The organism is Nonomuraea sp. NPDC050643 (assembly GCF_040654715.1).
Taxonomy (GTDB): Bacteria; Actinomycetota; Actinomycetes; order Streptosporangiales; family Streptosporangiaceae; genus Nonomuraea.
Genome location: NZ_JBFAIM010000081.1, coordinates 36,114 through 61,090, shown reverse-complemented (window position 1 = coordinate 61,090; position 24,977 = coordinate 36,114). Strand labels below are relative to the sequence as shown.

The following is a 24,977-nucleotide window of genomic DNA, read 5'->3' as shown; positions in this document are numbered from 1 at the left end:
TCAAACTCAACCCCGACGCCGCCTGGGCCAGACGCACCCAGACGATCCAGGTCCTCGGCCGCGAACAGAGCGCGACCGGCTTCACCAACCTGGTCTCACCCGCCACCCACACCTTCGACCCCGCCACCGGCAACACGGTGACCATCCCCGTCACCGCCAAGACCGCCGACGTACGACTGCAGATCACCGCCAACTCCGGCGCCCCCGGCGGGCAGGTCGCCGAATTCCAGATCTTCGGCACCCCCGCCGCCAACCCCGACCTCACCGTCACGAACCTGACCTCCTCGCCCTCGGCCCCCGTCGAGACGGACGCGGTGACGCTGTCGGCCACGGTCAGGAACGCCGGCACCGCGGGCTCCGCCGCCACCTCGGTGGCCTTCTACGCGGGCAGCACCAAGGTCGGCACCGCCGCCGTGGGCGCGCTGGCCGCCGGAGCCTCCGCCACCGTGTCGGCGGACATCGGGGCCAGGGACGCGGGGACGTACCAGCTCTCGGCCAAGGTGGACGAGGAGAACAGGGTCGTCGAGCAGAACGAGGCCAACAACACCGCCACCGGCACGCTGACGGTCCGGCCGGTCGACACCGCCGACCTGATCGCCTCCCCCGTCGCCTGGACGCCGGGCAACCCGGCCGCGGGCACCACCGTGACGTTCTCGGTCGCGATCAGGAACCAGGGCACCGTCGCCTCCAGCGGCGGCTCCCACGGCATCACGCTCACCGTCCTCAACGACGCCGGCGCCGTCGTCAGGACGCTGACCGGCTCCACCAGCGGCGCGATCGCCCCCGGGGCCACCACGAGCCCGGTGAGCCTGGGCACGTGGACGGCGGCCAACGGCAGGTACACGATCAGGACCGTGCTCGCCGACGACGCCAACGAGCTGCCGGTCAAGCGCGCCAACAACACCAGCACGCTGCCGCTGTTCGTGGGGCGCGGCGCGAACATGCCGTACGACACCTACGAGGCCGAGGACGCCACGATCGGCGGCGGCGCGGCCCGCGTCGGCCCGAGCAGGGAGATCGGCACGATCGCCGGCGAGGCGTCGGGACGCCGCGCGGTGACGCTCAACCAGACCGGCGCCTACGTCGAGTTCACCACCAGGGCGCCCACGAACACCCTGGTCACCCGCTTCTCCATGCCGGACGCGCCGGGCGGCGGCGGCCTCAACTCCACCCTGAACGTCTACGTCGACGGCACCTTCCTCAAGGCCGTCAACCTGACCTCCCGTTACGCCTGGCTGTACGGCCCCGAAGACCGTCCGAACAACTCCCCCGGCTCGGGCCCGCCCCGGCACATCTACGACGAGGCGAACCTGCTGCTCGGCACCACCGTGCCGCAGGGCAGCAGGATCAGGCTGCAGAAGGACGCGGCCAACGGCCTCAACTACGCGATCGACTTCGTCGACTTCGAGCAGGTCGCCCCGGCGGCGAACCCGGACCCGGCGAAGTACGCCGTACCGGCCGGATTCTCGCACCAGGACGTGCAGAACGCGCTGGACCGGGCCCGCCAGGACGCCAACCTGACCGGCGTCTACCTGCCCGCGGGCGAGTACCAGACCACCGGCAAGTTCCAGGTGTACGGCAAGGCCGTCCGGATCGTCGGCGCCGGCCCCTGGTTCACCAGGTTCAACGCCCCCGCGGGGCAGCAGAACACCGACGTCGGCTTCCGCGCGGACGCCACCGCCAACGGCTCGACGTTCACCGGTTTCGCCTACTTCGGCAACTACGTCGAGCGCATCGACGGCCCCGGCAAGGTGTTCGACCTGTCGAACGTGGCCAACCTGACGATCGACAACGTCTGGGCCGAGCACCAGATCTGCCTGTTGTGGGGCACCAACACCGACAACCTGACGATCAGGAACTCGCGGATCAGGAACGTGTTCGCCGACGGCCTCAACATGACCAACGGCAGCACCGGCAACCACGTCACCAACATCGAGACCCGCTCCACGGGCGACGACAGCTTCGCGCTGTTCTCGGCCATCGACAACAACTCGGGCGAGCAGTTCGGCAACGTCTACGAGAACCTGACCTCGCTGCTGACGTGGCGGGCCGCGGGCCTGGCCGTGTACGGCGGCTACGACAACACCTTCAGGAACATCTACGTGGCCGACACGCTGGTGTACTCGGGCGTCACGATCAGCTCGCTGGACTTCGGCATCCCGATGCACGGCTTCGGCGCCGGCCCGCCCACCACCTTCGACAACATCTCGCTGGTCCGGGCCGGCGGGCACTTCTGGGGCCAGCAGACGTTCCCGGCCCTGTGGGTGTTCTCGGCGTCGAAGGTGTTCCAGGGCATCCGGGTCAGCAACCTGGACATCGTGGACCCGACGTACAGCGGGATCATGTTCCAGACCGGCTACTCCAGCCCGACGACTCCGCTGAACCCCGTCAGGGACACCGTCTTCACCAACGTGTCGATCAGCGGGGCGCAGAAGAGCGGTGACGCCTTCGACGCGAAGTCGGGGTTCGGGATCTGGGTGAACGAGCTGCCCGAGCCCGGTCAGGGTCCGGCGGTGGGGTCGGCGACGTTCAACAACCTGCGGTTCGCCAACAACCACACCAACATCAGGAACACCACCTCCACGTTCACGCTGACGGTCAACTGACGGCCTCTCCGCCCTCTTCGGCACAGGTCCCCTGGGCCGGGGCCGAGGAGGGCGGGGCTAGAGCTCGGCTCTGGTGGGCAGGCCCTGCCAGTCGCTCACGCTGGTCACCGCGGCGGCGCTCAGGAGCGCGCCGCGGTGGAGGCGTTCCTGGGGGATGAGGCCGTCGAGGGCGGCGCTGATGTAGCCGGCCGCGAACGCCTCCCCCGCCCCCGCCGGGTCCACGACGGGCACCTGCCACCCCTGTACGTCGTACCGCATCCGGTCGGCCCGCACGCTGGCGCCCTTGACGCCGCGGTCCACGACGACCTCCCGCTCGGGCGTGAGGGCGGCCTTGACCAGGTCGAGCTCGTCCTGGCGGAGGAAGAGCAGGTGGGAGTCGCAGGCCAGCTCGCTCAGGACCTCCTCGGCCTCGCGTACCGACGGCCACAGCTCCGGGACGTACTCGACGGCGAAGGAGATCATCACCTCGGCGTTCTTGGCCGCGCTCACCGCGGCCCGGACGGCCTCCAGCGCGTCCCTGCCGAGCCCGGCCGTGATGCCGGTGACGTGCAGCATCTTCGCGGCGGCGATCCGGTCGATGGGGACGTTGCCCGGCGCGAGCAGCGAGCCCGCCGAGCGGGTGCGGTAGTGCGTCATGGTGAGCTCGCGCGCGACGCGCGACTCCCTCAGCACCAGCCCCGTGCGTACGCTCTCCGCGACGCGCATGTCCTCGACGTCCACGCCCTCGCCCCGCAGGACGGTGAGCGCCCTGGCGCCCAGCTCGTCGTCGCCCACCTTGCCCAGGTACGCAGTTCGGTGCCCGAGTCTGGCCAGGGCGATGGCCAGCGTGAACTCCGGCCCGCAGACGTCCAGCCTGGCCTCGCTCTCATGGCGGACCCGGCCGCTGGACACGACCCCCAGGGGCTCGCCGAGCGTGTAGACGTCCGTCATGGGCCAGACTGTAGTCGGTCATCTAGCCCTATATCCGATTTTTCGGCGTAAGCCCAGGTTAAAGCCGTGATCAAATATTTTCTGTAACTTTAGCGAACTTTTCCCTCGCCCCATGGCTCAAAGTAGTAGTGGAGTCGGCAACCCCGAGCCGGCTCTTAGTCAATACGGGGAGAGGAATCAGCACCCTCATGAGAAAGATCGCAGTAGGCATCATCTCCGCCCTCGTGGGCGGGGCCATGCTCGTGTCGGGCGCGGGAGCCGCTTCGGCCGACAGAACTGACACGCAGCTCAGGATTCGCGACATCACGCCCAACCCGGTCGTGGTGAAGGCCGGCGCCGAGACGACCGCGTACTTCAACATCGGCGCGAGCTCCGACGTCAAGAAGGTCGAGCTCAGCGTGGCGCCCGAAGAGGGCGTCCACACCCTGCGCACGAAGGACATCCGGGACCTCGAGGGCTGGCGCTTCGCCATCGGCTTCAACGAGAACGACCCGGCCGGCAAGTGGAAGGCCACTGCCGTCGCCTTCGACAGCGCGGGCAAGGAAATCGCCAAGGACTCCGCGTTCTTCGCGGTCGACGTGCAGAAGGGCAAGGCCGAGACGCGCATTTCGCGCTTCACCGCCGACCCTTACAAGGTCCGCAAGGGCAAGTCGATCTACTTCTCCGGCCGTCTCCAGGTTGACGACGAGGGCTGGGAGGGCGTCCGCGGCGAGCGTGTGAACGTCTACTACCGCGCGAACGGCTCCAGTGGCTGGAAGTGGGTCGCCTCCGCCAAGACCAAGTGGGGCGGCAAGTTCTACGCCAAGACGCGCGCCTTCAAGAGCGGCACCTTCCGTGCCGTCTACAACGGTGACGACGAGCTCGCCGGTGCCACGAGCCGCACGGACTACGTGCGGGTCTACGGCTACGGCTGGCGTCGCTGATCCACCTCGCTGAGGCCCGGTCCCTTGTGGGCCGGGCCTCCGGCATTTTCCAGGATCTTTACCTTTCCGATGTTTATCGATCACGCAATCGCCGCATGGAGATTGCGCTGACCGATCGGAAGGAACCCTCGTATGCCGCACCCCGTGATCGCCCTCGTCCTGAGCATGACGAGCACACTGGGGGCGGCGCCCGCGCCGGAGCTGTCCGTCCGCTACGAACGTCCCGACTCGCCCCGCGCCGAGCAGGCCAAGCGGCTGCTGAAGGAGAGCGGGGCGCTGAAGACCGGCATCCGGCTGCCCCAGCCGGTCAAGGTCGTCGCCCGTGACTGCGACGAGCCGGCCACCTCGTGGAACCATGACGAGCGCGAGATCACGATCTGCTACTCGCTGGTCGACAAGGTCCGCCGCACGATGAAGGGCCTGGCGGAGACCGAGGAGACCGACCCTCGCGCCGCCGCCGCCCGCATGGACGGCGCGCTGGCCGTGCTCTTCCACCACCAGCTCGGCCACGCCCTGACCACGCTGAACGGCATGCAGGACAGCGACGGGCAGGCCGACCAGTTCGCCGCGCTGACGCTCACGGCCGACGCGCCCAAGCGCGTGGTGCCCGCCGCCGAGGCCCGTCACCTGCTCGCCGGGCACACCGGCATCGACCACCTGTCAGGGCTCGACGCGTCCGCCGCGTTCACCTGCCTGCTGTACGGCGCCGACCCCGCCAAGTACGGCCGCATCGCCGAGAGCGGCTGGGTTCCCGCCGAGCGCGCGCCCTCCTGCACCGGTGAGTACAACCGGGTGAAGGCCGCCATCGGCTCCATGGCCGTGAAAGCCGGCTCCTAGGGGGTAGCGTCCCCGTATGGCCGAGGACCTGCTCAAAGACTTCAACCCGTTCGACATCTTCGACACCGAGGCCGCCCGGCTCGACCGGTTCTTCTCGGGCCTCGACGAGGCCGGATGGCGGCGGCCCTCCCGGTGCGACGGCTGGTCGGTGCGCGACGTGCTGGCGCATCTGGCCGGTGAAGAGCTCTACAACCACGCCTGCCTCGACGGGACCGTGCAGGAGCTGATGAACCGCCTCTCCGGCGAGGGCGTCACCGGGTTCAACGACTTCAACGAGTGGTGCGTCCGCGTACGACGGGACCTGCCCGTCGAAGAGGTGCTCGAGGAGTGGCGCGTCAAGAACGGCGAGACCCGGCGGCGCATGCGGGAGCTCGGCCCCGGCGCGTCGCTCGATACGATGGCCGGGCCCTACCCCGTGGGCCGGCAGGCCTTCCACTACGACTCCGAGTACGCCACCCACGCCGACGACGTCGGCGCGCCCGTGTCCGACGGCGAGATCGACTCCCGGACGTTGTGGCGGGTGGCGGTGGGCCGGTTCGTGCTGGCGGAGCAGGACTCCAAGGTGCAGGTCGAGCAGACGGCCGACGAGGTCTTCGTCGCCGTCGACGGGCTCACCGCCACGCTGTCGTACCCCGAGTTCGTCGAGGCCACGGTGGGCCGCCTGCCCGCCTCGCACGGGATCGACCCGCGCGTCGTCTCGGCCTTGAGGTGCCTGGCCTGAGAGGAGGCCGATCATGTGGCTGCGCAACCGCGCGGGGACCGAGCCGGTGACCGCGCGCAGCCCGCTGGGGGCTCGCCGGGTCCTGTCCATGATCGCGCTGGTGCTCGGCGTCGTGGCGGCGGTGTTCTTCGCCGTCCTCGCCCGGCGCACGGGTGCGGAGGTCTGGCTCTGGGAGGCCGCGATCGCCGCCGTGGTGGCCGTCGTCGCCGCCGTCGACCTGCTGGTGCTGCGGCACCACCGGCACCACCGGCACCACCGCTCACGTCGTCAGCACGGCGACCAGCAGTAGCAGGATCACCAGGGCGCCGGCCAGGAAGATCGCCCAGACGTGGGTCAGGGCCCACATCCGCAGCCGGTCACCGTACGCCTGCGGGAAGGGGTCGTCGCCCCACTCGATCCTGTTGATCGCCGCGACACGCCTGGCCAGCTCCGGGTCCTCTCGCTCGAGAGCCCGCTCGATCTCAGCGAGGATGCGGCGCTCCCTTCCAGAGAGACTCATCCCACCACCATTGCTCTCACGCCGGTGCCCACCTTTTACCCACGGGCCGTCCCCGCATGCCAGGCGGCCGGCATCGCCCCGTGACACCGTGGCCCAGGACGCGGGATGCCGCGGTGGAGACTCGGGATAATGAGAGGATGTCCACCCCGAGACAGCGCTACCGCGAGCAGGTAAGAAGCGAGATCAAGCAGGCCGCGCTCGCCCAGATCGGCGACGGCGGGGCCGCGGCCCTGAGCCTGAACGCGGTGGCCAAACAGCTCGGGATGACGGGTCCGGCCATCTACAAATACTTCGACGGCCGCGACGACCTACTCACCGAGCTCATCCTCGACGGCTACGCCGACGTGGCGGCGGCCGTACGCGCCGGGGTCTCCGAAGGCACGCCGCGTGAGCGGCTGCACGGCCTCGCCCGCGCCTTCTTCGACTGGACGCTGGCCAACCCGCACCTCTTCCAGTTGCTGGCCGGCACCCCGTCGCCCGGCTACCACGCGCCGCCGGAGAGCGTCGAGCGGGCCAGGGAGGTGCTTGGACCGTTCCTGCCGGTGTTCGGCCAGGGCCGGTGCGGCCCCGCGGCCGAGCCGCTGCGGGAGGAGATGCTGCGCTGGGTCGAGGAGGCGCCGGCGGTGGCCGACTGGGTGCGGACGTCCGCGCCCGGCGGCGACCCGGCCACGGCGCTGACCGGCAGCCTGTTGGTGTGGATCCGCCTGCAGGGGATCCTGAGCCTGCAGGTCCAGGGCCAGTTCACCGGGATGGGGCACCGGGCGGCCACGCTGCTGACCGTCGAGATGGACGCGCTGGCCGACACCATGAGCCTCTAGCGCGGTAACGCTCTGGGAGGGCCCGGGATCACCCCGTCGCGATGCGCCTCGATGACAGAGCCGATCTGCCGCATCAGGTGCTCGGCCAGACTGGCGTACGCAGGGTCAGGGCGAGGGGTGATCCGGCGTACACGTCGGAGCCCCCGCCCGCGCCGGCGACGCGGATCCGGCTGGACCGCTCAAGCCGGTCGGACAGGGGCGAGCCGAACATGGATCACATCTTTGCCGCACATCCGTTACTCGCGGCCGGTCGCCGAACGCGACCCACCGTAACGCTGCTTGAAGCGCTCGACGCGGCCGGCGGTGTCGAGGACGCGGCCACGCCCCGTGTAGAACGGGTGGCTGGCGGACGACACGTCCACGTCGATGACCGGGTAGGTCCTGCCGTCCTCCCACTCGACGGTCCTGGCGCTGGTCAGGGTCGAGCGGGTGAGGAAGGCGAAGCCGACGCTCGGGTCACGGAAGACGACCGGACGGTATGCGGGGTGCAGGTTCTTCTTCATGGCCTCTGCAACCAAGTGACAACGGTTTTCATTCCCTGGCTTCGGGATCCAATCCGAGCACGGTACGACCGCCGTCCACCGGGACCGTGGCGCCGTTGACGAACGCCGCGTCCTCGGACAGGAGGTGCGCCACCACGGAGGCCACCTCGGCGGGCACGGCCACGCGCCCCAGGGGGTGCAGCCTGGCCAACTCCGCCCTGGCCTGCGGGCTCAGCAGGTCCTCATACCGGTCGGTGTCCACCGACCCCGGCGCCACGGCGTTGACCCGGATGCCGTGCCTGCCGTACTCGACCGCCAGCGCCCTGGTCAGCCCTTCGACGGCGGCCTTCGCGGTCGAGTACGGCAGGCTGCCCGGCACCGCCCTGGTGGCCTGGTGCGAGGTGACGTTGACGATGGCGCCGGGGGTGCCGGCCGCCAGAAAGTGGCGTACGGCGGTGGCGCAGCCCACCACCGCCAGGTCCAGGTTGGCCGCGATCAGCGCTCTGACCTCGGCGATCGGGGACGAATGGACGGAGGCGTCACGGAAGACGGCGGCGTTGTTGACCCAGCCCGCCAGCGTGCCCGCCTCCTGGGCCAGGTCGGCGGCCCAGGCCGCGACCTCCTCGTCGGCGGCGTCGCCGATCAGCGGGATCACCCTCGGACCGGCCCAGAACAGGGCGTCGGCATCGCGTTCGACGGCGACGACCGTGTCCTTCTCCCCGAGGAGCCGTTCGACCACGGCCCTCCCGATGCCACGCCCACCGCCGGTCACCACATACGAAACACTCATGACTCGACGCTATCCCCGCCGGAGTGACCTGTATCACCGTATTGCCGGGCGATGAACGGGAACGAAAGAGGACGTGATCGCCGCCGCCGGATCAAAGCCGCCCGCGCGCATGATCGGCGCACTCGCCATCACCCAGACGGCCGGGTACGGCGTGCTCTACTACGCGTTCTCGGTGTTCATCCCGCCGATGTCGCGCGACCTGCACGCCGGGGTCGCGCAGCTCACCGGGGCGATCACGCTCTCCGTGCTCGTGTCGGGTCTGGTCGCGCCGCTCATCGGCCGCTGGCTGGACCGGCGCGGCGGGCGCGGGCTGATGACCGCGGGATCGGTGCTGGGCGCGCTCGCCGTACTGGCCTGGTCGCAGGTCCAATCGGTGGCGCAGCTCTACCTGGTGTGCGGGGTGCTGGGCGTGGCGTCGGCCATGGTGCTGTACGAGGCCGCCTTCGCGGTCATCGTGGCCTGGTTCGACGCGGCCCGGCGGGCACGGGCGCTGCTGGCGGTGACGGTGGTGGCGGGGTTCGCCTCCAGCATCTTCCTGCCCCTGACCGGGCTCCTCGTCGAGCTCTACGACTGGCGGCGGGCGCTGGTCATCCTGGCCGCCGGATACGCCCTGACCGCCGTGCCCCTCCACGCGCTGGCCGTACGCGACCGGGCGGCGCCGCCCCACGTGGACCGGCGGGAGATCGTGGGATCGGCGCTGCGGCAGCGGCCCTTCTGGCTGCTCGCGGCGGCCTTCCTGACCCAGACGGGCGCGGTGGCGGTCATGGGGGTGCTGCTGGTCACGTACCTGATCGTGCTGGGACATGCGCCGGTCTTCGCGGCGGCGGTGGCGGGGCTGCTGGGCGTGCTCTCGGTGACCGGGAGGCTGGTCACCACCGGGCTGCAGACGCGGTGGCCGGTGGCGCTGATCACGGCGGCCATGTTCGGGCTCCAGGGGCTGGCGGCGGTGCTGCTGCCGCTGATCGGCCGGAGCGTGGCGGGGGCGGTCGTGGCCGTGGTGCTGTTCGGGCTGGGGTTCGGGGTGGCCACGATCGCCCGCCCCGCGCTGCTGGCCGACCGGTACGGCACCGCCGCCTACGCCTCACTGAGCGGGGCCCTCGCGCTGCCCATCACCGTGGCCAAGGCCGTCGCGCCGCTGCTGGCCGCGGGGCTCGCGCAACTGGCCGGGTACCCGGCCGTGATGGGGGCCGTGGCGGCCGCCTGCGTGCTCGGGGCGCTCTCGCTGATCTTCTATCGGCGCACGGAGGACGCCCCGGTTTGAGTACCGTAGGCGTACTGCTCCGCCATGGGCGGAACTGACGATCGGTCAACCCACGAACACGTAAGGTAGCCGCATGGATACCCCCACCGAGGCTCTGCACCGCGTGTTCGGCTACGACTCGTTCCGGGAGGGTCAGCAGGAGATCATCGACCACGTGGTGGGCGGGGGCGACGCGCTCGTCCTGATGCCCACCGGCGGCGGCAAGTCGCTCTGCTACCAGATCCCCGCCCTGGTGCGCCCCGGCGTGGGGGTGGTCATCTCCCCTCTGATCGCGCTGATGCAGGACCAGGTCGACGCGTTGCGGGCGCTCGGGGTGCGGGCGGGGTTCCTCAACTCGACACAGGACTTCGACGAGCGGCAGCTCGTGGAGTCGGAGTTCCTGGCGGGCGAGCTCGACCTGCTCTACCTCGCCCCCGAGCGGCTCCGCGTCGACGCCACGCTGCGGCTGCTGGCCAAGGGCGACATCTCGGTGTTCGCCATCGACGAGGCGCACTGCGTGGCGCAGTGGGGGCACGACTTCCGCCCCGACTACCTGGAGCTCTCCCGGCTGCGCGAGCTCTGGCCCGACGTGCCGCGCATCGCGCTGACGGCCACCGCCACCCCGGCCACGCACGCCGAGATCTCCTCCCGGCTCGGCCTCGAGCAGGCCCGGCACTTCGTGGCCAGCTTCGACCGGCCCAACATCCACTACCGCATCACGTCGAAGAACGAGCCGAAGCGGCAGCTCCTGGAGTTCCTGCGGAGCGAGCACGACGGCGACTCCGGCATCGTCTACTGCCTGTCGCGCTCCTCCGTCGACAAGATCGCGGAGTTCCTGACCGACAACGGGATCGCGGCGGTGCCCTACCACGCGGGGCTCGACGCCCGCACGCGTGCCCTGCACCAGTCCCGCTTCCTGCGGGAAGACGGGCTGATCGTGGTGGCCACCATCGCGTTCGGCATGGGCATCGACAAGCCCGACGTGCGCTTCGTGGCCCACCTCGACCTGCCCAAGTCGCTGGAGGGCTACTACCAGGAGACCGGCCGCGCGGGGCGCGACGGGCTGCCCGCCACTGCCTGGATGGCCTACGGCCTACAGGACGTGGTGCAGCACCGGCGCATGGCGATGGAGGGCGACGACGCCCATCGCCGCCGTCAGGTGCTGCACCTGGACGCGATGCTCGCCCTGTGCGAGACCGTCGGCTGCCGCCGGACGATGCTGCTCGACTACTTCGGGCAGAAGGACTCGCAGCCGTGCGGCAACTGCGACACCTGCCAGACGCCGCCCGAGTCGTGGGACGGCACGATCCCCGCCCAGAAGGTGCTGTCCGCCGTGCTGCGGCTGGCGCGGGAGCGGCGGCAGAAGTTCGGGGTCGGGCAGGTGGTGGACATCCTGCTCGGCAAGAAGACGGCCAAGGTGCTGCAGCACGGGCACGAGACGCTGAAGGTGTTCGGCATCGGCGAGGAGCTCGCCAACGCCGAGTGGCACGGGGTGGTGCGGCAACTGCTGTCCCAGGGGTTGCTGGCGGTGGAGTCCGACTACGGGGCGCTGGTGCTGACCGACGACAGCGCGACGGTGCTGCGCGGGCAGCGGGAGGTGCTGCTGCGCCGCGACACGCTGCGTCCCGCCAAGGCCAAGACGTCCTCCTCCGGCTCCGCCAAGGCCGCACAGGCCGAACTGTCCGCCGAGGCGGCCCCGGTCTTCGAACGACTGCGGGCGTGGCGGGGGGCCACGGCCAAGGAGCAGGGCGTGCCGGCGTACGTCATCTTCCACGACGCGACGCTGCGCGAGATCGCCACGCGGATGCCGTCGTCGCTGGCGGAGCTGGGGCAGGTGAACGGCGTGGGCGAGAACAAACTGGCGAAATACGGAGAACAAGTCCTGGAAACCCTCGCCACCGACACCTGACCGACCGGCCCTGCCTGCTTCGGAGAGGGCAGGCGGGCATCTCACCACCTGCTCTGCGACGGGCGCGCACGGCCGAAATACGGCGGGGCGATGAAGGGTGGAAAGGCGTGCGCTCCCGCCGAAGTACGGTGCGCGGGGAGAGACAAAGGGCGCGTACCCCACCTGCCCCTTGACTCGACGGGCCATGCGAAGGGGTGTGTAGCCCGGCTTCCTCGCGGTTTGAGGGACCTGCGCCGAGGTGGCGTGGTGATGGCGACGGCCGCACGAAGAACGGTCGTCGCCACCACGTTGGTCGGCCTGGCCGCGCGCGAACAGGTGCGCCGATTCACGGACCTGGCCGGACGGGTTCCCCGTTGAATGGTCCGACGTGTTGTACAGGATGATCGTACGGCGTTCCGGCGGGAAATGCGGGGTGAGCGGGCTCCTTTAGTTACAGACGAACCAGTCGGGGTGGCGGCCCAGGTAGGCGAGCAGGTGATCCTGCGCGGGAGCGTGCTCGGGCACGGCCACCGGGCGGGCGAACCTGGCCGGGCGGTCGTGCCGGGTGATGAGCACCAGGGCGAGGTCCAGCAGTTCCTCGGCCATGAGTGACGGGATCGGGCGGTGCTCGCCGCAGGCCGTGGCCACGTCCCAGCCGTGCACGGCCACCTCGATCGCGCCCACGGCGGCCACCATGGGGCTGGTCAGGTGGCGATCGCCGACGGCTATCAGGTCGTCGGTGAGCATGGCGGTCCACCGGCCGAGCACCTCGGTGGCGCCGTCCCTGAGGAGCAACGCGGGGTTGGGCCCCCAGACCCGGCCGGCGGCTCCGCGAGGCGGTGGGACGACGCCCTCGGCGGCTCCGGGAGGCGTCGGGGCCGAGGCGGTGGCTTCGGGCGGCGTGGGGATGGCCTGCGATGTGGTTCCGGGCTGTGAAGGGATGCGGCTCCACGGGATGCCGGGTGGGGTGGGGGTGCGGGCCTCGAACATGCCCGGCGGTGTGGACGGGCGGCTCTCGGAGGTGCCGGGGGGTGGGGTGGTTGCCGGTCTTGTGGGGGTGTGGGGTGGGGGGATGTGGCCGGTGGCGGCGTCGTTCAGGGCGTGGAGGGAGTCGTTCAGGTGATCGAGCAGCCGCTGGAGGTTCCAGCCCGCGCATGGGGTGGGGCGGCACAGGGCCGCGGGGGTCACCATCCGCAGGCTGCCCAGTGTGTAGTCGATCGCCCGCTCCAGCAGCGCCACCCCTGCCGCCAACGCCTGTCCGTGCTCGCTCATGTCGCCTCCTCACGACTGCAGACCCGGCGGACGACGGAAAGTCATCGGCCCCGATCCCGCGCGGGGGCGGGCCGTACGCTGAGGGGCGGAGCGAAAGGATCTGTCATGGGCATGCTCAGCAGACTGTTCGACCGTTTCTTCGACCTGCCCGAGGCCACGACGCCCGACATCGAGATCGTGCGCGACCTGGCCGTGCCGATGCCCGACGGCGTCGTGCTGCTCGCCGACCGATATCGTCCGCGCGGAGCCGGGCCGTTGCCGGTGGTGCTCATGCGCACCCCGTACGGCAAGCACAAGCTCGACGCCAAGGGCACCGCACGCGTGCTGGCCAGGCGCGGCATGCAGGTGGTCGTGCAGAACGCCAGGGGCACGTTCGGCTCCGGCGGCCGGTTCTCGGCCTTCCACCAGGAGAAGGACGACGGCCTGGCCACGGCCGCCTGGCTGCGCGAGCAGAGCTGGTGCGACGGGCGGCTGGCGACGGCGGGGGCGAGCTACGTCGGGTACACCCAGTGGGCGCTCGGCCCCTACCTCGACCCGCCGCTGGAGGCCATGTGCCTGGGGGTCACGGCCAGCGAGTTCAGGACGACGTTCTATCCGGGTGGTGTCTTCGCCCTGCACAACATGCTGACCTGGGCGGCGCTGATCGGGACGCAGGAGGAGGCGCGCTGGGGCGGCCTGCTGCCCGACCCGCGCAGGGAACGCTCGGTGCGCCGCGCCATGGCCCACGTACCGCTCGGCACCTCCGACGTGGCCGCGATCGGCAGGCAGGTGCCGTTCCTGCGGGAGGCCGCCGCTCACTCCGGCGCGGGCGACGCCTTCTGGAGCGAGGCCGACAACAGCGCCGCCGCCGTCAAGATGACCACCCCGACCAGCATGGTCACCGGCTGGTGGGACCTGCTCCTGCCCGCGCAGCTTCGCGACTTCGCCGCGCTGCGCGAGGCCGGGCGGCGCAGCCGGATCCTGATCGGGCCGTGGGGGCACGACCTGGGCGCGATGCGGGCGCTGCTCACGGACGAGGTGTCGTGGCTGTCGGCGCACCTGCTCGGCGACACCGCCCGGCTCCAGCGCGCGCCGGTGCGGCTGTACCTGCAGAAGGCCCGCACCTGGCTCGACTTCGACCGGTGGCCGCCGGAGCAGTCCACGCCCACGCCGCTCTACCTGCGACAGCATCGCGGGCTCGGCTGGGACGGGCCGGGCGAGGGCGGTTCCGACCGGTTCGCCTACGACCCGGCGCGGCCGACGCGGTCGCGGGGCGGGCCGCTCCTGGACATGCGCGAGTCGAAGCAGCGCGACAACCGCGACATCGAGGCCCGTTCCGACGTGCTGGTGTACACAGGGGCGCCGCTCCCCCGCGATCTCGACCTGATCGGGCCCGTCTCGGCCACCGTGCACGTACGGACCGACACCGGGCACGCCGACGTCTTCGTCCGGCTGTGCGACGTGGACGCGGCCGGGGTGTCGCGCAACGTCACCGACGGCATCCTGCGGCTGCCCCCGGGGAGCGAGGGGATCGTCCGGGCCGAGGTCGAGCTGCAGCCGACCGGATACCGGTTCCTGCGGGGGCATCGGCTGCGGGTGCAGGTGGCGGGTGGGGCGTTCCCGCGTTACGCGCGCAACCACGGGACCGGTGAGCCGGTGGAGTCCGCGGTGCGGACGCGGCCGACGCGGTTCGAGATCTTCCATGACGCGGAGCACCCGTCGGCGCTCACGCTGCCCGTGTTCGGGGGGCGTTGAGCCGGAACCTCCTGGCCTGAACTCGAGTAATGGGGGTGGATCAGGACTCGGGGCTTGGAGGTTCGATGAGGCGGTCGGTGTTGGTGGCTTGGGGGGCGTCGCTGGTGGTGGCGGTCGTGGTGACGGCCGGGGTGGGGTGTGCGGCTCAGGTGCCACGGTCAGGAGCGGCCCGGAGTTCCGGCCCCACGGGACCGGCGACGCCCGGATCCGCGAGCCCGGGTGCCGCCGTGGCCTCTGGCTCCGCTGATCCGGCGGCTGCGCCCACCTCTGGGCCCAGTCCTGGTCCGGTTGTCACGCGGAAGGGGTGTCAGGGCAGTTCCATCCTCATGGGGGCGGGGTTTCCCGAGGTTCAGGGGACGGCCCGGGGAGCGGAGTTGTGGGGGTTGCTGTTCATCGCCAAGCCGCCGCTGGCCAGGGGCGAACAGGTCAAGATCGTGTGGCGGATGACCGGTGCGGGGCCGTTGCGGGTCAAGGCCACGCTTCCCGACGGCACCACGGCCAAGCTGCTCTGGGGTCCCGAACAGCACGGCGGATCGAGCTGGCGGCGGCCCGGTGAGGAGTGGGGAACCGGGTTCACGTTCCCCAAGCCCGGGTGCTGGAAGATCGAGCTCACCCGCACCCAGGGCTCCGGCCACGTCTGGCTGCCCGTCAGGTGAGGGCGCGGTCGGTGAAGGTTGTCACGTCGTCGAGGACCTCGTCCTTGTTGGTTTCGTTGAAGACCTCGTGCCTGGCCCCGGCGTAGACGCGTTCGGTCAGGTCCGTGCCCCTGACCGCCTCGACGCCGGCGCGGCTGTCGGGCAGCGGGACGAGCTGGTCGTCCTCGCCGTGCACCCACAGCGTGGGCAGTGGCCCGAACATTCCGCCTTTGGCGATCGTGGTCAGCGCCGCCTCGAACGCCTGCAAGGTGGTGCGCTTGAACGGCCCGTGCCACACCAGCGGGTCGGCCGCGTACGCGGTGCCGACCGAGAGGTCGCGGGAGAGGGTGGCCGGGTCGATGGGGATGTCCGGCGGCTCCGGGTATGCCAGCAGCTCCGGCAGGATCGCCCACCGCCCGATCACCGGCCCGGACAGCACGAGGGCGGCGAGGCCGGCGCCGTACCGCTGGGCGTAGCGGGCCGCGATCATGCCGCCCATCGAGTGGCCGATCACCACGACCGGTACGTCCGGGTGGTCGGCCCTGGCGCGTTCCTCGACGGCGTGCACGTCGGTCACCACGTCCTCGAAGTCCTCGATGAGCACCCGCTCACCCGCGGACTTGCCGTGCCCCATGTGGTCGACGCCGTACACGGCGGCGCCGTGGCGGTGGAGGCGGTCGGCGACGTAATCGTAGCGGCCGATGTGCTCGCCGTAGCCGTGTGCCAGGACGGCCAGGTATCGCGGCCGGTCATGGGGCCATTCGCGGACCACGTTGAGTCCGCGGGTGCCGGTGAAGGTGTGCTCGCGCGACTCCGCCATGCTCACTCCTAGCTCACTCCCAGCTCATCCCAGCCCACTCCTGGGCCCGAAATTGCGGTGAGCGTACGCCGTCCCCGCCTGATCGTCCAATTGCCCGCAGCGACGTCCGAAAACCGCTGACTTTCCAGGCCGCGGCGGTGTTGTAGAAGGTATGGACATCCACACCATCATCGACAGTCCGCTGGGCGAGATCCTGCTCGCCGGCGACGGCTCGGCGCTGACCCGCGTGTCGTTCGACGTGACCGTCGTACGGGAGGGGTCGCGGCGGGAGCCGTCGGCGTTCGCCGAGGCGGAGCGGCAGTTCGGCGAGTACTTCGCCGGCGAGCGCACCTCCTTCGACCTGCCCGTCCTGACGCGCGGCAGCGCGTTCCAGGAGCGGGTGTGGGCGGAGCTGGCGGCGCTCCCGTACGGGGCCACGACGTCCTACGGCGCGCTGACCGCACGCATGAGGGCGCCCGCCGACCGGATCCGCGCGGTCGCCTCGACCATCGGGGCGAACCCGCTGCTCGTCGTCCTGCCCTGCCACCGCGTGGTCGCCTCGAACGGCGCGCTGACCGGGTACGCGGGCGGCCTCGAACGCAAGCGCGCCCTGCTCACCCTCGAAGGCGTGCTGCAGCCCCAGCTCTGGAGCACGTCATGAAGGCCGACTGGGCGAAACTGGCCGGCGAACTCGACGCGTACGGCTGCGCGCTCACACCCCAGGTGATCACGCCCGAGGAGTGCGCGGAGATCTCCGGCCTGTACGACGAGGTGGCGTTCTTCCGCTCCACCATCGACATGGAGCGCTACCGATTCGGCTCCGGCCAGTACCGGTACTTCGACCACCCTCTTCCGCCGCTGGTCGAGCGGCTGCGGGCGGCGTTCTATCCTCGGCTGCTGCCGATCGCCCGCGACTGGGCGGCCCGGCTGGGACAGCCCGCGCCGTGGCCGGACGACTTCGGCGACTGGCTGGACATGTGTCACAAGGCCGGACAGACCCGGCCGACGCCCATCCTGCTGCGGTACCGGGAGAACGACTGGAACGCCCTCCACCGCGACCTGTACGGGGACCTGGTGTTCCCGCTGCAGGTCGTGATCGGGCTGGACCGGCCGGGCGAGGACTACACCGGGGGCGAGTTCCTGCTGGTGGAGCAGCGGCCCCGGGCGCAGTCGCGGGGCACGGTGACCATGTTGCCGCAGGGCCACGGACTGATCTTCACCACCCGTGACCGGCCGGTGCGGTCCACGCGGGGGTGGTCGGCCTCGCCCGTACGGCACGGGGTGAGCACCGTACGCTCCGGCCTGCGGCACACGCTGGGGCTCGTCCTCCACGACGCCAAGTGAGGTACACGCTCATCGGCCCGGACGGACGGCCGTACCCGAGCCCCGTGCCCGGCACGCTGGGCGGCCACCGCGGGGCCCGGCTGTACGGGCGGCTCGACTGCCCCTCGGCGCTGCGGACCATCGCCCGTGGCGGCTACGTCCGGCACCGTGTGTTCTTCGCCGACGCCGGTACGGCCGTCACCGCCGGGTACCGGCCGTGCGCGGTGTGCCTGCCGGAGGCGTACCGGGAATGGCGGGCCGGCACGGTCGGCCCGGCCCGGCCGGAGCCCGTCGAGCTGGCCCGCGTGGTCGAGCTGGTTCAAGGGGCGCGGACCGTGGTGGTCGGGCACGGGCGTGACGCGGGGACCACGGTCGAGGCGTTCCTGGAGGCGTGGGAGGGGACTGTGCTGGCGGTGGTGGACTGGCCGGAGACGGCGGCCTCGTGGTTGCGGCAGGCCAGGCGGTTCGTCGCGGGCGAGCCCGACGCCTGGGTGGTGGCCGGGGCGGCGCGGGGGTGGGCGGGCATGAGCGAGCGCTTGCGGCGGAGCACGGACTGGGAGCCGTCGCGTACGTACGGGTTCGGGTCCACCGCCGCCGCCGTGACGATGGCGCCGCCTGGGACACTGGAGGGCATGCGCGGTGCCGACCAGGACGGAAATGTGTGGCGAATCGGCCGTAACGTGATTTTTCGGGAAACATCGTGATCCCGCTGCCGATGCGGGAGATCGCCCCCGGAGCGGTGCACGTACCCGGCTGGCTCACGCTCGACGAGCAGCGCCACCTCGTCCAGGCCTGCCGCGCGTGGGCCACCGGCCCCGTGCCGATCCGTCACACCGTGCTGCCCCGCGGCGGCGTCATGTCCGTGCAGACGGTGTGCCTGGGCTGGCACTGGCAGCCGTACAAGTACACCCGCCTGGCCCACGACGTGAACGGCCGCCAGGTCGCCGACTTCCCCGAGTGGCTGGGCGAGCTGGGCCGCCGCGCCCTGGCGCACGCCTACGGCCGCCCCGCCGACACCTACGAGCCCGACACCGCCCTGGTCAACTTCTACGACGGCCAGGCCAAGATGGGCATGCACCAGGACAAGGACGAGAAGTCAGACGCCCCGGTGGTCTCGCTCAGCATCGGCGACACCTGCCTGTTCCGCTTCGGCAACACCGAGACGCGCGGACGGCCGTACACCGACGTCCGGCTCGCCTCGGGCGACCTGTTCGTGTTCGGCGGGCCGTCGCGCTTCGCCTACCACGGCGTGCCGAAGGTCCATCCGGGCACCGGTGACCCCGCCACCGGCCTGACCTCCGGCCGCCTCAACCTCACCCTGCGGGTCACCGGTCTCCGGTGACGTAGCCGAACTCGTCGTCGGAGAGCGTGCGCCGCAGCGTGCGCAGCACCTTGGCGGGGTCGTCGCCCGGCCCCTGCACGTAGTAGGGCCTGCCGATGAGGCCGAAGGTGATCGAGGAGCCACCCTCCCACTTGCCCAGCAGGTCGGCTCCCGGCCCGAACTGCTCGTCCGGCTCGAACCCGAGCGTGCGGGCGTAGTCGATCGACCCGAACACCAGCTCCCTGGCCAGCTCGATCGGCGCCGCCTGCCAGGCGGGATATTCGCCGAAGAAGTATTCACGGAACCGCAGCAGGTCGCGGTCGTTGATCACGTCGGGGCCGATGGCGTTCTTCACGCCCGTGCAGTAGACGTCGGCGAGATAGCCGCACGCCTGCAGCCGGTCCCAGGAGTGCCGCCGGGCGACCAGCACGGACACCATGCCGCCCACGCCCGACTCGGGCGCCTCGTCCACCCAGCCGCGAGACTTGTCGATGCCCAGCCCTTCGCTCCAGCCCACGTTGATCCAGCAACCGACCACCTCGGCCTCGCCGCTGTCGGCGCTCTCCTCGGCGATGGCGCGCACGAGGGGCGCCACGACCGACGGCGAGACCTTGAGCGCGCGGGCGATCTCCTTGGGCGTGCGACCCTGCAGGCGCAGCTCGCGTACCTGCTCTTTCAAGTCCATTGCGGCAGCCTAGCCGTCGCGGGGACAGGCATCGAGCCACCACCAGCCGTCGGCCAGCTCGAGTCGCGGGCAGATGCGCAGGCCGAACCCGTCGTACGAGCCGCCGGGCGGGCCCGTGAAGTGGGCGTACCCGACGGCGTCGTCCGGAATGCCCACCCAGTCGGGGACGAAGAGCACGGGCTGCCCGTCACCGGCCGTCCAGGTCACCACGCCACAGGTCGCGGAGACGAAGCAGAGCGGGCCGGGCAGTCGCGCGCCGTAGTACTCGTCCGAGGCGAGCCGCCCCTGCCGGGCCAGCTCCACCACGCTGCCGAACGCGGAGCGCTCCACGTAGAAGCGCGCCCGGACGCGCAGGTCCGGCGAGAGCACGAGGACCACGGGCGCCGCCACGCCCAGGATCAGCACCAGGCAGGCCAGGCCGAGCGCCGTGAACCGTTCGTGCACGGCCACCAGGGCGAGGGCCGGGCAGCACAGGACCACGAACGCGAACACGGCGCCGATCAGCGCGACCGGACCCAGTATCCACAGCACGGTGAACAACCAGCCCGTGTGCAGGGCCAGGACGACCGGCGGCACGATCAGCGCGGCCATCCACAGCAGCACGGCCCAGGAGGGAATCCGCCTTCTCACGGCAGCTCAGCCTAGGAACCAGTCGTGCAGACGAGGCCCGATAAATGTGGAGATATTGCCCAAGTCCGAACGGTGGCCGCTCCGGCGGGGTCAGGAGCGACGGCGTTCCCACCGGAAAAGGAGCGCCGCCGGCACGGCCGCGACCAGGCACCAGGCGGCCACGATCCCGATCTGTGGCAGGCACGCCACGAACCCCTCCCACGCTCCCACGGGCCGCGCCACCCCGGCCGTGGTCAGGTCCCGGCCGAAGTACGCGGTCCTGACGATCTGGAGGACGGAGGTCAGCGGGAGGAACTCCGCGATCTTCTCCACCAGGTCGGGCAGCGCCCCGATGGGGACGTACGCCCCGGACGTCGCCATGCAGGCCAGCGTCACGGGCAGCGTGGTGATCTGGGTCAGCTCCGAGCGCGGAGTCAGGCCGGAGACGATCAGGGCGAGCGCGACGCAGACCACCACCCCACCGGCGAGGCCCGTCACGAGCAGCGGCACGTTGGCCGGCATCGGCCCGCCGACGGAGGCGGCCAGGAACACCAGCAGGGCGAGCACCTGGACGAGCAGCAGCCCCGTGGCGGCCAGGCCGCTTCCGGTGAAGATCTCGGCCGGCGACAGCACACTGCCGCGCAGGCGCTTGAGGACCATCTCCTCCCTGCGCACGGTGAACACCCCGGCCAGGTTGACGAAGACGGAGAACAGAAGGAACAACGCCATCTGCCCCGTGCCCACGTAGAGGACCGCGTCCACGCCGTCCAGCACTCCCCGGTTCCGGCCCGCGAGGATGACGGTGATCACCACCGGCATGGCGACGAGCAGGAAGAGACTCGTCCTGTTACGCCAGAGCAGCCGCAGATCCAGGCGGGCCAGCCGCAGCGCGTTCACAGCCGGTCCCCGGCGGCGTCGGACAGCCGGTCCCCGGCGACGTCGGACAGCCGGTCCCCGGCGATGTCGAAGAAGACGTCCTCCAGGCTGGCGTGGCGGGCCTGCAGCAGGTCCAGGACCACGCGCCGTTCGTCGGCCCAGCGCAGCAACTCGTACATCGCCTCCTGGAGGCTCTGGCCGGGCAGCGCGTAGAGCACGCGGGTCCGCTCCCCCGACGCGCTCAGCGTGCAGGCGGTGCCGCGCAGCACGGGCAGCCGCTCCACCGCAAGACCGGGCGGCAGCACGAAGGTGATGCTGTCACCGCGACCGGCCAGCACCTCCTCGATCGTCCCCGCGGCCTCGATCCGGCCCCGGTGCATGATGGCGAGGTGGTCGGCGAGCCGCTCGGCCTCCTCCAGGTAGTGCGTGATCAGCACCACGGTGACGCCGCCGGCCCGGATCCGCCTGATCAGCTCCCACGTGGAGTGCCGCAGTTGCGGATCCATCCCCGCCGTCGGCTCGTCCAGGAACAACACCCTTGGCCGGCCCAGTACGGCCAGCGCCAGCTCCAGCGCCCGCCGCTGACCCCCGGAGAGCTGCCGCACCCGGACCTTGCCCCGCTCTCCCAGCCCGACCTGGCCGAGGACCTCACCCCGATCGCGCGGACGCGGAGTGACGCTGCGCCAGAAGTCCACGGTCTCCGCGACGGTGAGATCGGCGAAGAAGCCGCCCTCCTGGAGCATGATGCCCATCTGGCCGCGCACCCTGCGCCGTTCCCGGTAGGGGTCGCGGCCCAGCACGCGTACCGTCCCTCCGGCGGCCGGGCGATATCCCTCCAGCGCCTCCAGCGTCGTGGTCTTGCCCGCCCCGTTGGTGCCCAGCAGGGCGAACAACTCCCCCTGCCGCACCCTGAACGACACTCCCCTGACGGCTTCGAACGCGCCGTAACGCTGCCGGAGCCCTTCCACCCGCACGTCTTGGTCTTCCACGATCCCTCACTCCAAGGTCCTGGCGACGGCACGCCGCCATGAACACAGTCGGAGAAGGGCGCCGCGGGGTTCACGCCTCCCGCCGCTCAGGACGCCGGGCCTCGTGGTGCCGCCACGCGGCATTCAGGACAGGCGGTGGGCGAGCCAGGCGAGGGCGAGGGGATAGCGGTATTCGATGGCGCCGTGGCCGGCGTCGAAGAGCTCGAAATGGACCCGCTCATCCGGTACGCCCGCCGCCCGCACCGCCCGGTGGAACGCCACGGCGCCGAAGTCGAGGAAGTATTCGTCCCGGTCACCGGCGTCCACCCAGATCGCGCGCATGGACCGCAGCGCCTCGGCGTTGCGGGGCTCGCCGGCCATCACCACGGGATCGAGGGCCTGCCACCGCCGCCACACCTCGGGCACGACCGCGCCCGTGTCGTCGAAGGGCAGGCGCACGGTGCCGTCCTCGTCGGCCGAGTACGCGGCCGCGTAGGCGTAGATCTCCAGCAGCTCCAGGTCCCCCTCCTTGGTACCCGCCGGCCGGCCCCGGAAGTCGGCGAGGAACTTGTCGTACGAGCCGTCGTACATGTTCCGCAGCCTGCGTGCCAGCTCCGGGAACGACCGCCGCACGCCGACGTCGAACAGCGCGTCCCCGGCGTGCGTGGCCAGCGCCCCGAACACGTCGGGCGCCAGCATGGCGCTCACCATGGCCCCGTAGCCGCCGCTCGACTTGCCGGTGATCGCCCGGTGGTCGCGGTCGGGGATCGTCCGGTAGTGCTCGTCCACCCAGGGCACGATCTCGTCGCGCAGGTAGGAGTGGTAGGGGCCGGTTCCGGGCGAGTCGAGGTATTGGCTGCCGCCGAGCGAGGTCCACGCGTCCACGTACACGACGATGGCCGGCGGCACGTCGGCGCGGGTGAACACGGCGTCGGCCAGCTCCGGGAACGGCTGCCGGAACGGCGCCCGGTTCAGCCACATGGCGACGTGGCCGGTGTAGCCGAGGAGCACGTAGAGGGCCGGGTAGCGGCGGTCCGGCTCGTCGTCGTAGCCGGGCGGCGTGTAGACCAGCAGCGGCCGCTCATGCGGGTCCCCCAGCGGGTTGCCGCGCAGCAGGGCGCTGTCGACGACGTGGTGGTCGAGACGGCCGGCCAGCTCGGCGGACCAGGGCAGCATGGAGTCTCCTTCGGATGGTTCAGCCGACGGACGAGGTCACGGTGTCGACGCCCGTCTGACCGACGGAGCGCCCCGAGACCAGCACGAGCCGGAGGTCGCGCAGGTCGGCGAGGCGCTGGAGCGGGTCGCCCGCCACGGCGATGAGGTCGGCCCGCTTGCCGGGGTCGAGGCTGCCGGTGACCGCGCCCACCCCGCAGGCGTCGGCGGCCCGTACGGTCGCCATTTCGATGATCTCCGCGGCGCCGAAGCCGGTCTCGGCGAGGACCTCCAGGCCGCCGACGTATCCGTCGGTCCGGTTGTCCAACCCGGACTGCGAGAACCCGGCGTCGGTCCCCGCGATGAGGCGCACCCCGGCCTCCCGCATGGCCGCGACCGAGGCCAGCCAGGCGTCGAGCATCTCCTGCCCGTGCACCTCGCGCATGCGCCAGACCACGCCGTGCACGGTCGGGCAGACGTAGATGCCGCTGGCCGCCACCAGGTCGGCGAGCCGCGGGTCGTAGCAGTGGCCGGACTCGGTGAAGAACGTGCAGTGCTCGATCGTGGTGACGCCGGCCTCGACCGAGCTGCGGATCGCCTCGTTCGCGTGGGCGTGGGCGGCGACGCCCTTGCCGCGGCCGGCGGCCTCCTCCACGATGAGGCGGAGCTGGCGGGTGTCGTACTGCTGCGCCCAGCTCGGCGGCGCGCCCGGCGTCATCAGGCCGCCGGAGGCCATGACCTTCAGGCAGTCGGCTCCGGCGCGCAGGTTCTCCCTGGCGACGCGGCGGATGGCGGGGTCGTCGTCGGCCTCGCCGCCCATGTACCAGCAGTGGCCGCCGGTGATGGTGATCGGCCTGGTGGCGGCCACGAGGTGCGGCCCGACGGCCAGGCCCTCCTCGATCGCGTCGCGCAGCGCCAGGTCGAGGAAGCCGCGCGCGCCGAGGTCGCGGGCCGTGGTGACGCCGGCGGAGAGGAGCTTGCGGGCGTTCTCGGCCATCCGCAGCAGCAGGTGGTGGTCGCTCTCGGGGCTGCGCCGGGTCACCGGATCCACCTTGGCGTCGAACCCCAGGTGTACGTGGGCGTCGATCAGACCGGGCAGCACCGTGCAGCCGGGCAGCTCCAGCACCTCGGCCGCCGCGCCCGCGCTGCCACGCGGCCCCACCGAGACGATCGTGGAGCCGTCGATGAGGACCTCTCCGTCCGCGATCGACTCCCCGGGGCGCCCGGTGAGCACCTTTGTGGCGCGGATGATCCTCATGTGTCCAGCGTGCCATGCGCCTTAAGGCCCCGAGAAGGGGATCGTAAGCGCGGACGGCGACCTTGGAGACATCGCAGCGCCGGACACGAAGGATCGAGACGATGCCCCAGACGATGCCCCAGACGACTCCCCCGACGGCGACCCAGAAGCCGCAGACCGCCGAGTATGAGCTCACCTGCCTCTTCGACGCCCCTCGCGAGCTGGTGTGGGCCGCCTGGACCGAGCCGGAGCGCTTCTCCCGCTGGTTCGGCCCGACGACGCTGGCCACCCCGGTGGGCCGGATCACGCTCGACACGCGCCCCGGCGGGATCTGGCGGGCCACGTTCGTGGGCGACGAGGGGTTCGAGGTGACGCTCGACGGGACGTACCGGGAGGTGGCCGAGCCGGAGCGGCTGGTGTTCACCACCGGCGACCCCGACAATCCGGGCGACGGGCCGGCGTCCGTCGTGACCATCGTCCTCACCGACGTGGACGACCGCACGGAGATGCGCTTCCACCAGTACGGCGTCAACACCGACCAGGAGCACGCCGAGGGCGCCAGGGAGGGCTGGCTGGAGTTCTTCGGCCGGCTCGCCGAGCACGTCGGACACGACCGCCCGGCGGCCTGACCC

The 24,977-nt window shown here is 71.3% G+C and carries 28 protein-coding genes; 15 read left to right on the top strand and 13 right to left on the bottom strand.

The window, feature by feature from the left end; translation table 11 throughout:
* Positions 1-2,606 (top strand): CARDB domain-containing protein (locus AB0I15_RS57275; protein WP_358116980.1); only part of this gene is annotated, 2,606 nt, incomplete at its 5' end.
* A 57-nt stretch (positions 2,607-2,663) separates the two neighbouring features.
* On the opposite strand, the gene AB0I15_RS57270 is transcribed toward AB0I15_RS57275, so the two are convergent.
* Positions 2,664-3,536, bottom strand: coding sequence for a sugar kinase (locus tag AB0I15_RS57270; protein WP_358116977.1), 873 nt, complete (start codon positions 3,534-3,536; stop codon positions 2,664-2,666).
* A gap of 188 nt (positions 3,537-3,724) precedes the next feature.
* Here AB0I15_RS57270 and AB0I15_RS57265 point away from each other — a divergent pair, with 188 nt between their 5' ends.
* The 4 genes from AB0I15_RS57265 to AB0I15_RS57250 all read left to right on the top strand — a co-directional run bounded on the left by AB0I15_RS57265 (position 3,725) and on the right by AB0I15_RS57250 (position 6,306).
* The gene (locus AB0I15_RS57265) at positions 3,725-4,459 is read left to right on the top strand and encodes a hypothetical protein (protein WP_358116975.1); all 735 of its coding nucleotides are present in this window, start codon (positions 3,725-3,727) and stop codon (positions 4,457-4,459) included.
* Between the two features lie 132 nt (positions 4,460-4,591).
* Positions 4,592-5,296 (top strand): DUF4344 domain-containing metallopeptidase, encoded by a 705-nt coding sequence (locus AB0I15_RS57260; protein WP_358116972.1) that lies wholly within the window; start codon positions 4,592-4,594, stop codon positions 5,294-5,296.
* A 16-nt stretch (positions 5,297-5,312) separates the two neighbouring features.
* Positions 5,313-6,017, top strand: coding sequence for a maleylpyruvate isomerase family mycothiol-dependent enzyme (locus tag AB0I15_RS57255; protein ID WP_358116970.1), 705 nt, complete (start codon positions 5,313-5,315; stop codon positions 6,015-6,017).
* Between the two features lie 13 nt (positions 6,018-6,030).
* Positions 6,031-6,306: a DUF6343 family protein gene (locus AB0I15_RS57250; protein ID WP_358116967.1), complete on the top strand. Its 276-nt coding sequence runs from the start codon at positions 6,031-6,033 to the stop codon at positions 6,304-6,306.
* Here the strand turns inward: AB0I15_RS57250 and AB0I15_RS57245 are convergent.
* Complete coding sequence (locus tag AB0I15_RS57245) at positions 6,277-6,516, bottom strand: DUF3040 domain-containing protein (protein ID WP_358116965.1); 240 nt, start codon at positions 6,514-6,516, stop codon at positions 6,277-6,279. The genes AB0I15_RS57250 and AB0I15_RS57245 overlap by 30 nt on opposite strands.
* Before the next feature lie 137 nt (positions 6,517-6,653).
* Here AB0I15_RS57245 and AB0I15_RS57240 point away from each other — a divergent pair, with 137 nt between their 5' ends.
* On the top strand, positions 6,654-7,334 hold the full coding sequence (locus AB0I15_RS57240; RefSeq protein ID WP_358116963.1) for a TetR/AcrR family transcriptional regulator: 681 nt from the start codon (positions 6,654-6,656) through the stop codon (positions 7,332-7,334).
* Positions 7,335-7,407: 73 nt separating this feature from the next.
* Here the strand turns inward: AB0I15_RS57240 and AB0I15_RS57235 are convergent, their stop codons facing one another.
* Genes AB0I15_RS57235 through AB0I15_RS57225 form a run of 3 tightly spaced genes read right to left on the bottom strand, consistent with a single transcriptional unit; the run spans position 7,408 to position 8,606 of the window.
* Positions 7,408-7,545 (bottom strand): hypothetical protein, encoded by a 138-nt coding sequence (locus AB0I15_RS57235; protein ID WP_358116962.1) that lies wholly within the window; start codon positions 7,543-7,545, stop codon positions 7,408-7,410.
* A gap of 25 nt (positions 7,546-7,570) precedes the next feature.
* Positions 7,571-7,837 carry a type B 50S ribosomal protein L31 gene (locus AB0I15_RS57230; RefSeq protein ID WP_358116960.1) on the bottom strand — a complete coding sequence of 89 codons (267 nt, stop codon included), beginning with the start codon at positions 7,835-7,837 and terminating at the stop codon, positions 7,571-7,573.
* Between the two features lie 28 nt (positions 7,838-7,865).
* The gene (locus tag AB0I15_RS57225) at positions 7,866-8,606 is read right to left on the bottom strand and encodes an SDR family oxidoreductase (RefSeq protein ID WP_358116958.1); all 741 of its coding nucleotides are present in this window, start codon (positions 8,604-8,606) and stop codon (positions 7,866-7,868) included.
* Between the two features lie 109 nt (positions 8,607-8,715).
* On the opposite strand from AB0I15_RS57225, the gene AB0I15_RS57220 reads away from it, so the two are divergent.
* Positions 8,716-9,867 carry an MFS transporter gene (locus AB0I15_RS57220; protein WP_358116957.1) on the top strand — a complete coding sequence of 384 codons (1,152 nt, stop codon included), beginning with the start codon at positions 8,716-8,718 and terminating at the stop codon, positions 9,865-9,867.
* A 73-nt stretch (positions 9,868-9,940) separates the two neighbouring features.
* Positions 9,941-11,755: a DNA helicase RecQ gene (gene recQ, locus AB0I15_RS57215; RefSeq protein ID WP_358116955.1), complete on the top strand. Its 1,815-nt coding sequence runs from the start codon at positions 9,941-9,943 to the stop codon at positions 11,753-11,755.
* A 426-nt stretch (positions 11,756-12,181) separates the two neighbouring features.
* Here recQ and AB0I15_RS57210 read toward each other — a convergent pair whose 3' ends face one another.
* Positions 12,182-13,006 carry a maleylpyruvate isomerase N-terminal domain-containing protein gene (locus AB0I15_RS57210; RefSeq protein WP_358116953.1) on the bottom strand — a complete coding sequence of 275 codons (825 nt, stop codon included), beginning with the start codon at positions 13,004-13,006 and terminating at the stop codon, positions 12,182-12,184.
* A 111-nt stretch (positions 13,007-13,117) separates the two neighbouring features.
* On the opposite strand from AB0I15_RS57210, the gene AB0I15_RS57205 reads away from it, so the two are divergent.
* Together AB0I15_RS57205 and AB0I15_RS57200 are read left to right on the top strand one after the other, a co-directional pair.
* Positions 13,118-14,740, top strand: a complete 1,623-nt coding sequence (locus AB0I15_RS57205) for a CocE/NonD family hydrolase (protein ID WP_358116950.1) — start codon at positions 13,118-13,120, stop codon at positions 14,738-14,740.
* A 374-nt stretch (positions 14,741-15,114) separates the two neighbouring features.
* Positions 15,115-15,396 (top strand): hypothetical protein, encoded by a 282-nt coding sequence (locus AB0I15_RS57200; RefSeq protein WP_358116948.1) that lies wholly within the window; start codon positions 15,115-15,117, stop codon positions 15,394-15,396.
* On the opposite strand, the gene AB0I15_RS57195 is transcribed toward AB0I15_RS57200, so the two are convergent.
* Positions 15,389-16,195: a lysophospholipase gene (locus AB0I15_RS57195; RefSeq protein WP_358116945.1), complete on the bottom strand. Its 807-nt coding sequence runs from the start codon at positions 16,193-16,195 to the stop codon at positions 15,389-15,391. The genes AB0I15_RS57200 and AB0I15_RS57195 overlap by 8 nt on opposite strands.
* Before the next feature lie 151 nt (positions 16,196-16,346).
* Between AB0I15_RS57195 and AB0I15_RS57190 the strand changes: the two genes are divergently transcribed.
* The 4 genes from AB0I15_RS57190 to AB0I15_RS57175 are packed head-to-tail and all read left to right on the top strand — an operon-like array spanning position 16,347 to position 18,839.
* Positions 16,347-16,835: a methylated-DNA--[protein]-cysteine S-methyltransferase gene (locus tag AB0I15_RS57190; RefSeq protein WP_358116942.1), complete on the top strand. Its 489-nt coding sequence runs from the start codon at positions 16,347-16,349 to the stop codon at positions 16,833-16,835.
* A complete protein-coding gene (locus AB0I15_RS57185; RefSeq protein WP_358116940.1) occupies positions 16,832-17,518 on the top strand; it encodes a 2OG-Fe(II) oxygenase in 687 nt (228 codons plus the stop codon). The genes AB0I15_RS57190 and AB0I15_RS57185 overlap by 4 nt, the downstream gene beginning before the upstream one ends.
* Positions 17,515-18,201: a hypothetical protein gene (locus AB0I15_RS57180; RefSeq protein ID WP_358116937.1), complete on the top strand. Its 687-nt coding sequence runs from the start codon at positions 17,515-17,517 to the stop codon at positions 18,199-18,201. The genes AB0I15_RS57185 and AB0I15_RS57180 overlap by 4 nt, the downstream gene beginning before the upstream one ends.
* 11 nt (positions 18,202-18,212) lie before the next feature.
* A complete protein-coding gene (locus tag AB0I15_RS57175; RefSeq protein ID WP_358116986.1) occupies positions 18,213-18,839 on the top strand; it encodes an alpha-ketoglutarate-dependent dioxygenase AlkB in 627 nt (208 codons plus the stop codon).
* Here the strand turns inward: AB0I15_RS57175 and AB0I15_RS57170 are convergent.
* The 6 genes from AB0I15_RS57170 to AB0I15_RS57145 all read right to left on the bottom strand — a co-directional run bounded on the left by AB0I15_RS57170 (position 18,823) and on the right by AB0I15_RS57145 (position 24,366).
* Positions 18,823-19,503 carry a helix-turn-helix domain-containing protein gene (locus AB0I15_RS57170; RefSeq protein ID WP_358116934.1) on the bottom strand — a complete coding sequence of 227 codons (681 nt, stop codon included), beginning with the start codon at positions 19,501-19,503 and terminating at the stop codon, positions 18,823-18,825. The genes AB0I15_RS57175 and AB0I15_RS57170 overlap by 17 nt on opposite strands.
* Before the next feature lie 9 nt (positions 19,504-19,512).
* Positions 19,513-20,133 carry a hypothetical protein gene (locus AB0I15_RS57165; protein ID WP_358116931.1) on the bottom strand — a complete coding sequence of 207 codons (621 nt, stop codon included), beginning with the start codon at positions 20,131-20,133 and terminating at the stop codon, positions 19,513-19,515.
* Between the two features lie 90 nt (positions 20,134-20,223).
* Positions 20,224-21,009, bottom strand: a complete 786-nt coding sequence (locus AB0I15_RS57160) for an ABC transporter permease (protein WP_358116928.1) — start codon at positions 21,007-21,009, stop codon at positions 20,224-20,226.
* A complete protein-coding gene (locus tag AB0I15_RS57155; protein WP_358116925.1) occupies positions 21,006-21,977 on the bottom strand; it encodes an ABC transporter ATP-binding protein in 972 nt (323 codons plus the stop codon). The genes AB0I15_RS57160 and AB0I15_RS57155 overlap by 4 nt, the downstream gene beginning before the upstream one ends.
* A gap of 123 nt (positions 21,978-22,100) precedes the next feature.
* Positions 22,101-23,132, bottom strand: coding sequence for an alpha/beta hydrolase-fold protein (locus AB0I15_RS57150; RefSeq protein ID WP_358116922.1), 1,032 nt, complete (start codon positions 23,130-23,132; stop codon positions 22,101-22,103).
* Between the two features lie 19 nt (positions 23,133-23,151).
* On the bottom strand, positions 23,152-24,366 hold the full coding sequence (locus AB0I15_RS57145) for an amidohydrolase family protein (RefSeq protein ID WP_358116918.1): 1,215 nt from the start codon (positions 24,364-24,366) through the stop codon (positions 23,152-23,154).
* 101 nt (positions 24,367-24,467) lie between these two features.
* On the opposite strand from AB0I15_RS57145, the gene AB0I15_RS57140 reads away from it, so the two are divergent.
* On the top strand, positions 24,468-24,974 hold the full coding sequence (locus AB0I15_RS57140; protein WP_358116915.1) for an SRPBCC domain-containing protein: 507 nt from the start codon (positions 24,468-24,470) through the stop codon (positions 24,972-24,974).
* Positions 24,975-24,977 lie beyond the last annotated feature (3 nt).

Coding starts and splice junctions, on each gene's coding strand:
- AB0I15_RS57270 (WP_358116977.1), bottom strand. CDS start 3,536: ATGACGGACGTCTACACGCTCGGCGAGCCCCTGGGGGTCGTGTCCAGC.
- AB0I15_RS57265 (WP_358116975.1), top strand. CDS start 3,725: ATGAGAAAGATCGCAGTAGGCATCATCTCCGCCCTCGTGGGCGGGGCC.
- AB0I15_RS57260 (WP_358116972.1), top strand. CDS start 4,592: ATGCCGCACCCCGTGATCGCCCTCGTCCTGAGCATGACGAGCACACTG.
- AB0I15_RS57255 (WP_358116970.1), top strand. CDS start 5,313: ATGGCCGAGGACCTGCTCAAAGACTTCAACCCGTTCGACATCTTCGAC.
- AB0I15_RS57250 (WP_358116967.1), top strand. CDS start 6,031: ATGTGGCTGCGCAACCGCGCGGGGACCGAGCCGGTGACCGCGCGCAGC.
- AB0I15_RS57245 (WP_358116965.1), bottom strand. CDS start 6,516: ATGAGTCTCTCTGGAAGGGAGCGCCGCATCCTCGCTGAGATCGAGCGG.
- AB0I15_RS57240 (WP_358116963.1), top strand. CDS start 6,654: ATGTCCACCCCGAGACAGCGCTACCGCGAGCAGGTAAGAAGCGAGATC.
- AB0I15_RS57235 (WP_358116962.1), bottom strand. CDS start 7,545: ATGTTCGGCTCGCCCCTGTCCGACCGGCTTGAGCGGTCCAGCCGGATC.
- AB0I15_RS57230 (WP_358116960.1), bottom strand. CDS start 7,837: ATGAAGAAGAACCTGCACCCCGCATACCGTCCGGTCGTCTTCCGTGAC.
- AB0I15_RS57225 (WP_358116958.1), bottom strand. CDS start 8,606: ATGAGTGTTTCGTATGTGGTGACCGGCGGTGGGCGTGGCATCGGGAGG.
- AB0I15_RS57220 (WP_358116957.1), top strand. CDS start 8,716: ATGATCGGCGCACTCGCCATCACCCAGACGGCCGGGTACGGCGTGCTC.
- recQ (WP_358116955.1), top strand. CDS start 9,941: ATGGATACCCCCACCGAGGCTCTGCACCGCGTGTTCGGCTACGACTCG.
- AB0I15_RS57210 (WP_358116953.1), bottom strand. CDS start 13,006: ATGAGCGAGCACGGACAGGCGTTGGCGGCAGGGGTGGCGCTGCTGGAG.
- AB0I15_RS57205 (WP_358116950.1), top strand. CDS start 13,118: ATGCTCAGCAGACTGTTCGACCGTTTCTTCGACCTGCCCGAGGCCACG.
- AB0I15_RS57195 (WP_358116945.1), bottom strand. CDS start 16,195: ATGGCGGAGTCGCGCGAGCACACCTTCACCGGCACCCGCGGACTCAAC.
- AB0I15_RS57190 (WP_358116942.1), top strand. CDS start 16,347: ATGGACATCCACACCATCATCGACAGTCCGCTGGGCGAGATCCTGCTC.
- AB0I15_RS57185 (WP_358116940.1), top strand. CDS start 16,832: ATGAAGGCCGACTGGGCGAAACTGGCCGGCGAACTCGACGCGTACGGC.
- AB0I15_RS57175 (WP_358116986.1), top strand. CDS start 18,213: ATGCGGGAGATCGCCCCCGGAGCGGTGCACGTACCCGGCTGGCTCACG.
- AB0I15_RS57170 (WP_358116934.1), bottom strand. CDS start 19,503: ATGGACTTGAAAGAGCAGGTACGCGAGCTGCGCCTGCAGGGTCGCACG.
- AB0I15_RS57150 (WP_358116922.1), bottom strand. CDS start 23,132: ATGCTGCCCTGGTCCGCCGAGCTGGCCGGCCGTCTCGACCACCACGTC.
- AB0I15_RS57145 (WP_358116918.1), bottom strand. CDS start 24,366: ATGAGGATCATCCGCGCCACAAAGGTGCTCACCGGGCGCCCCGGGGAG.
- AB0I15_RS57140 (WP_358116915.1), top strand. CDS start 24,468: ATGCCCCAGACGATGCCCCAGACGACTCCCCCGACGGCGACCCAGAAG.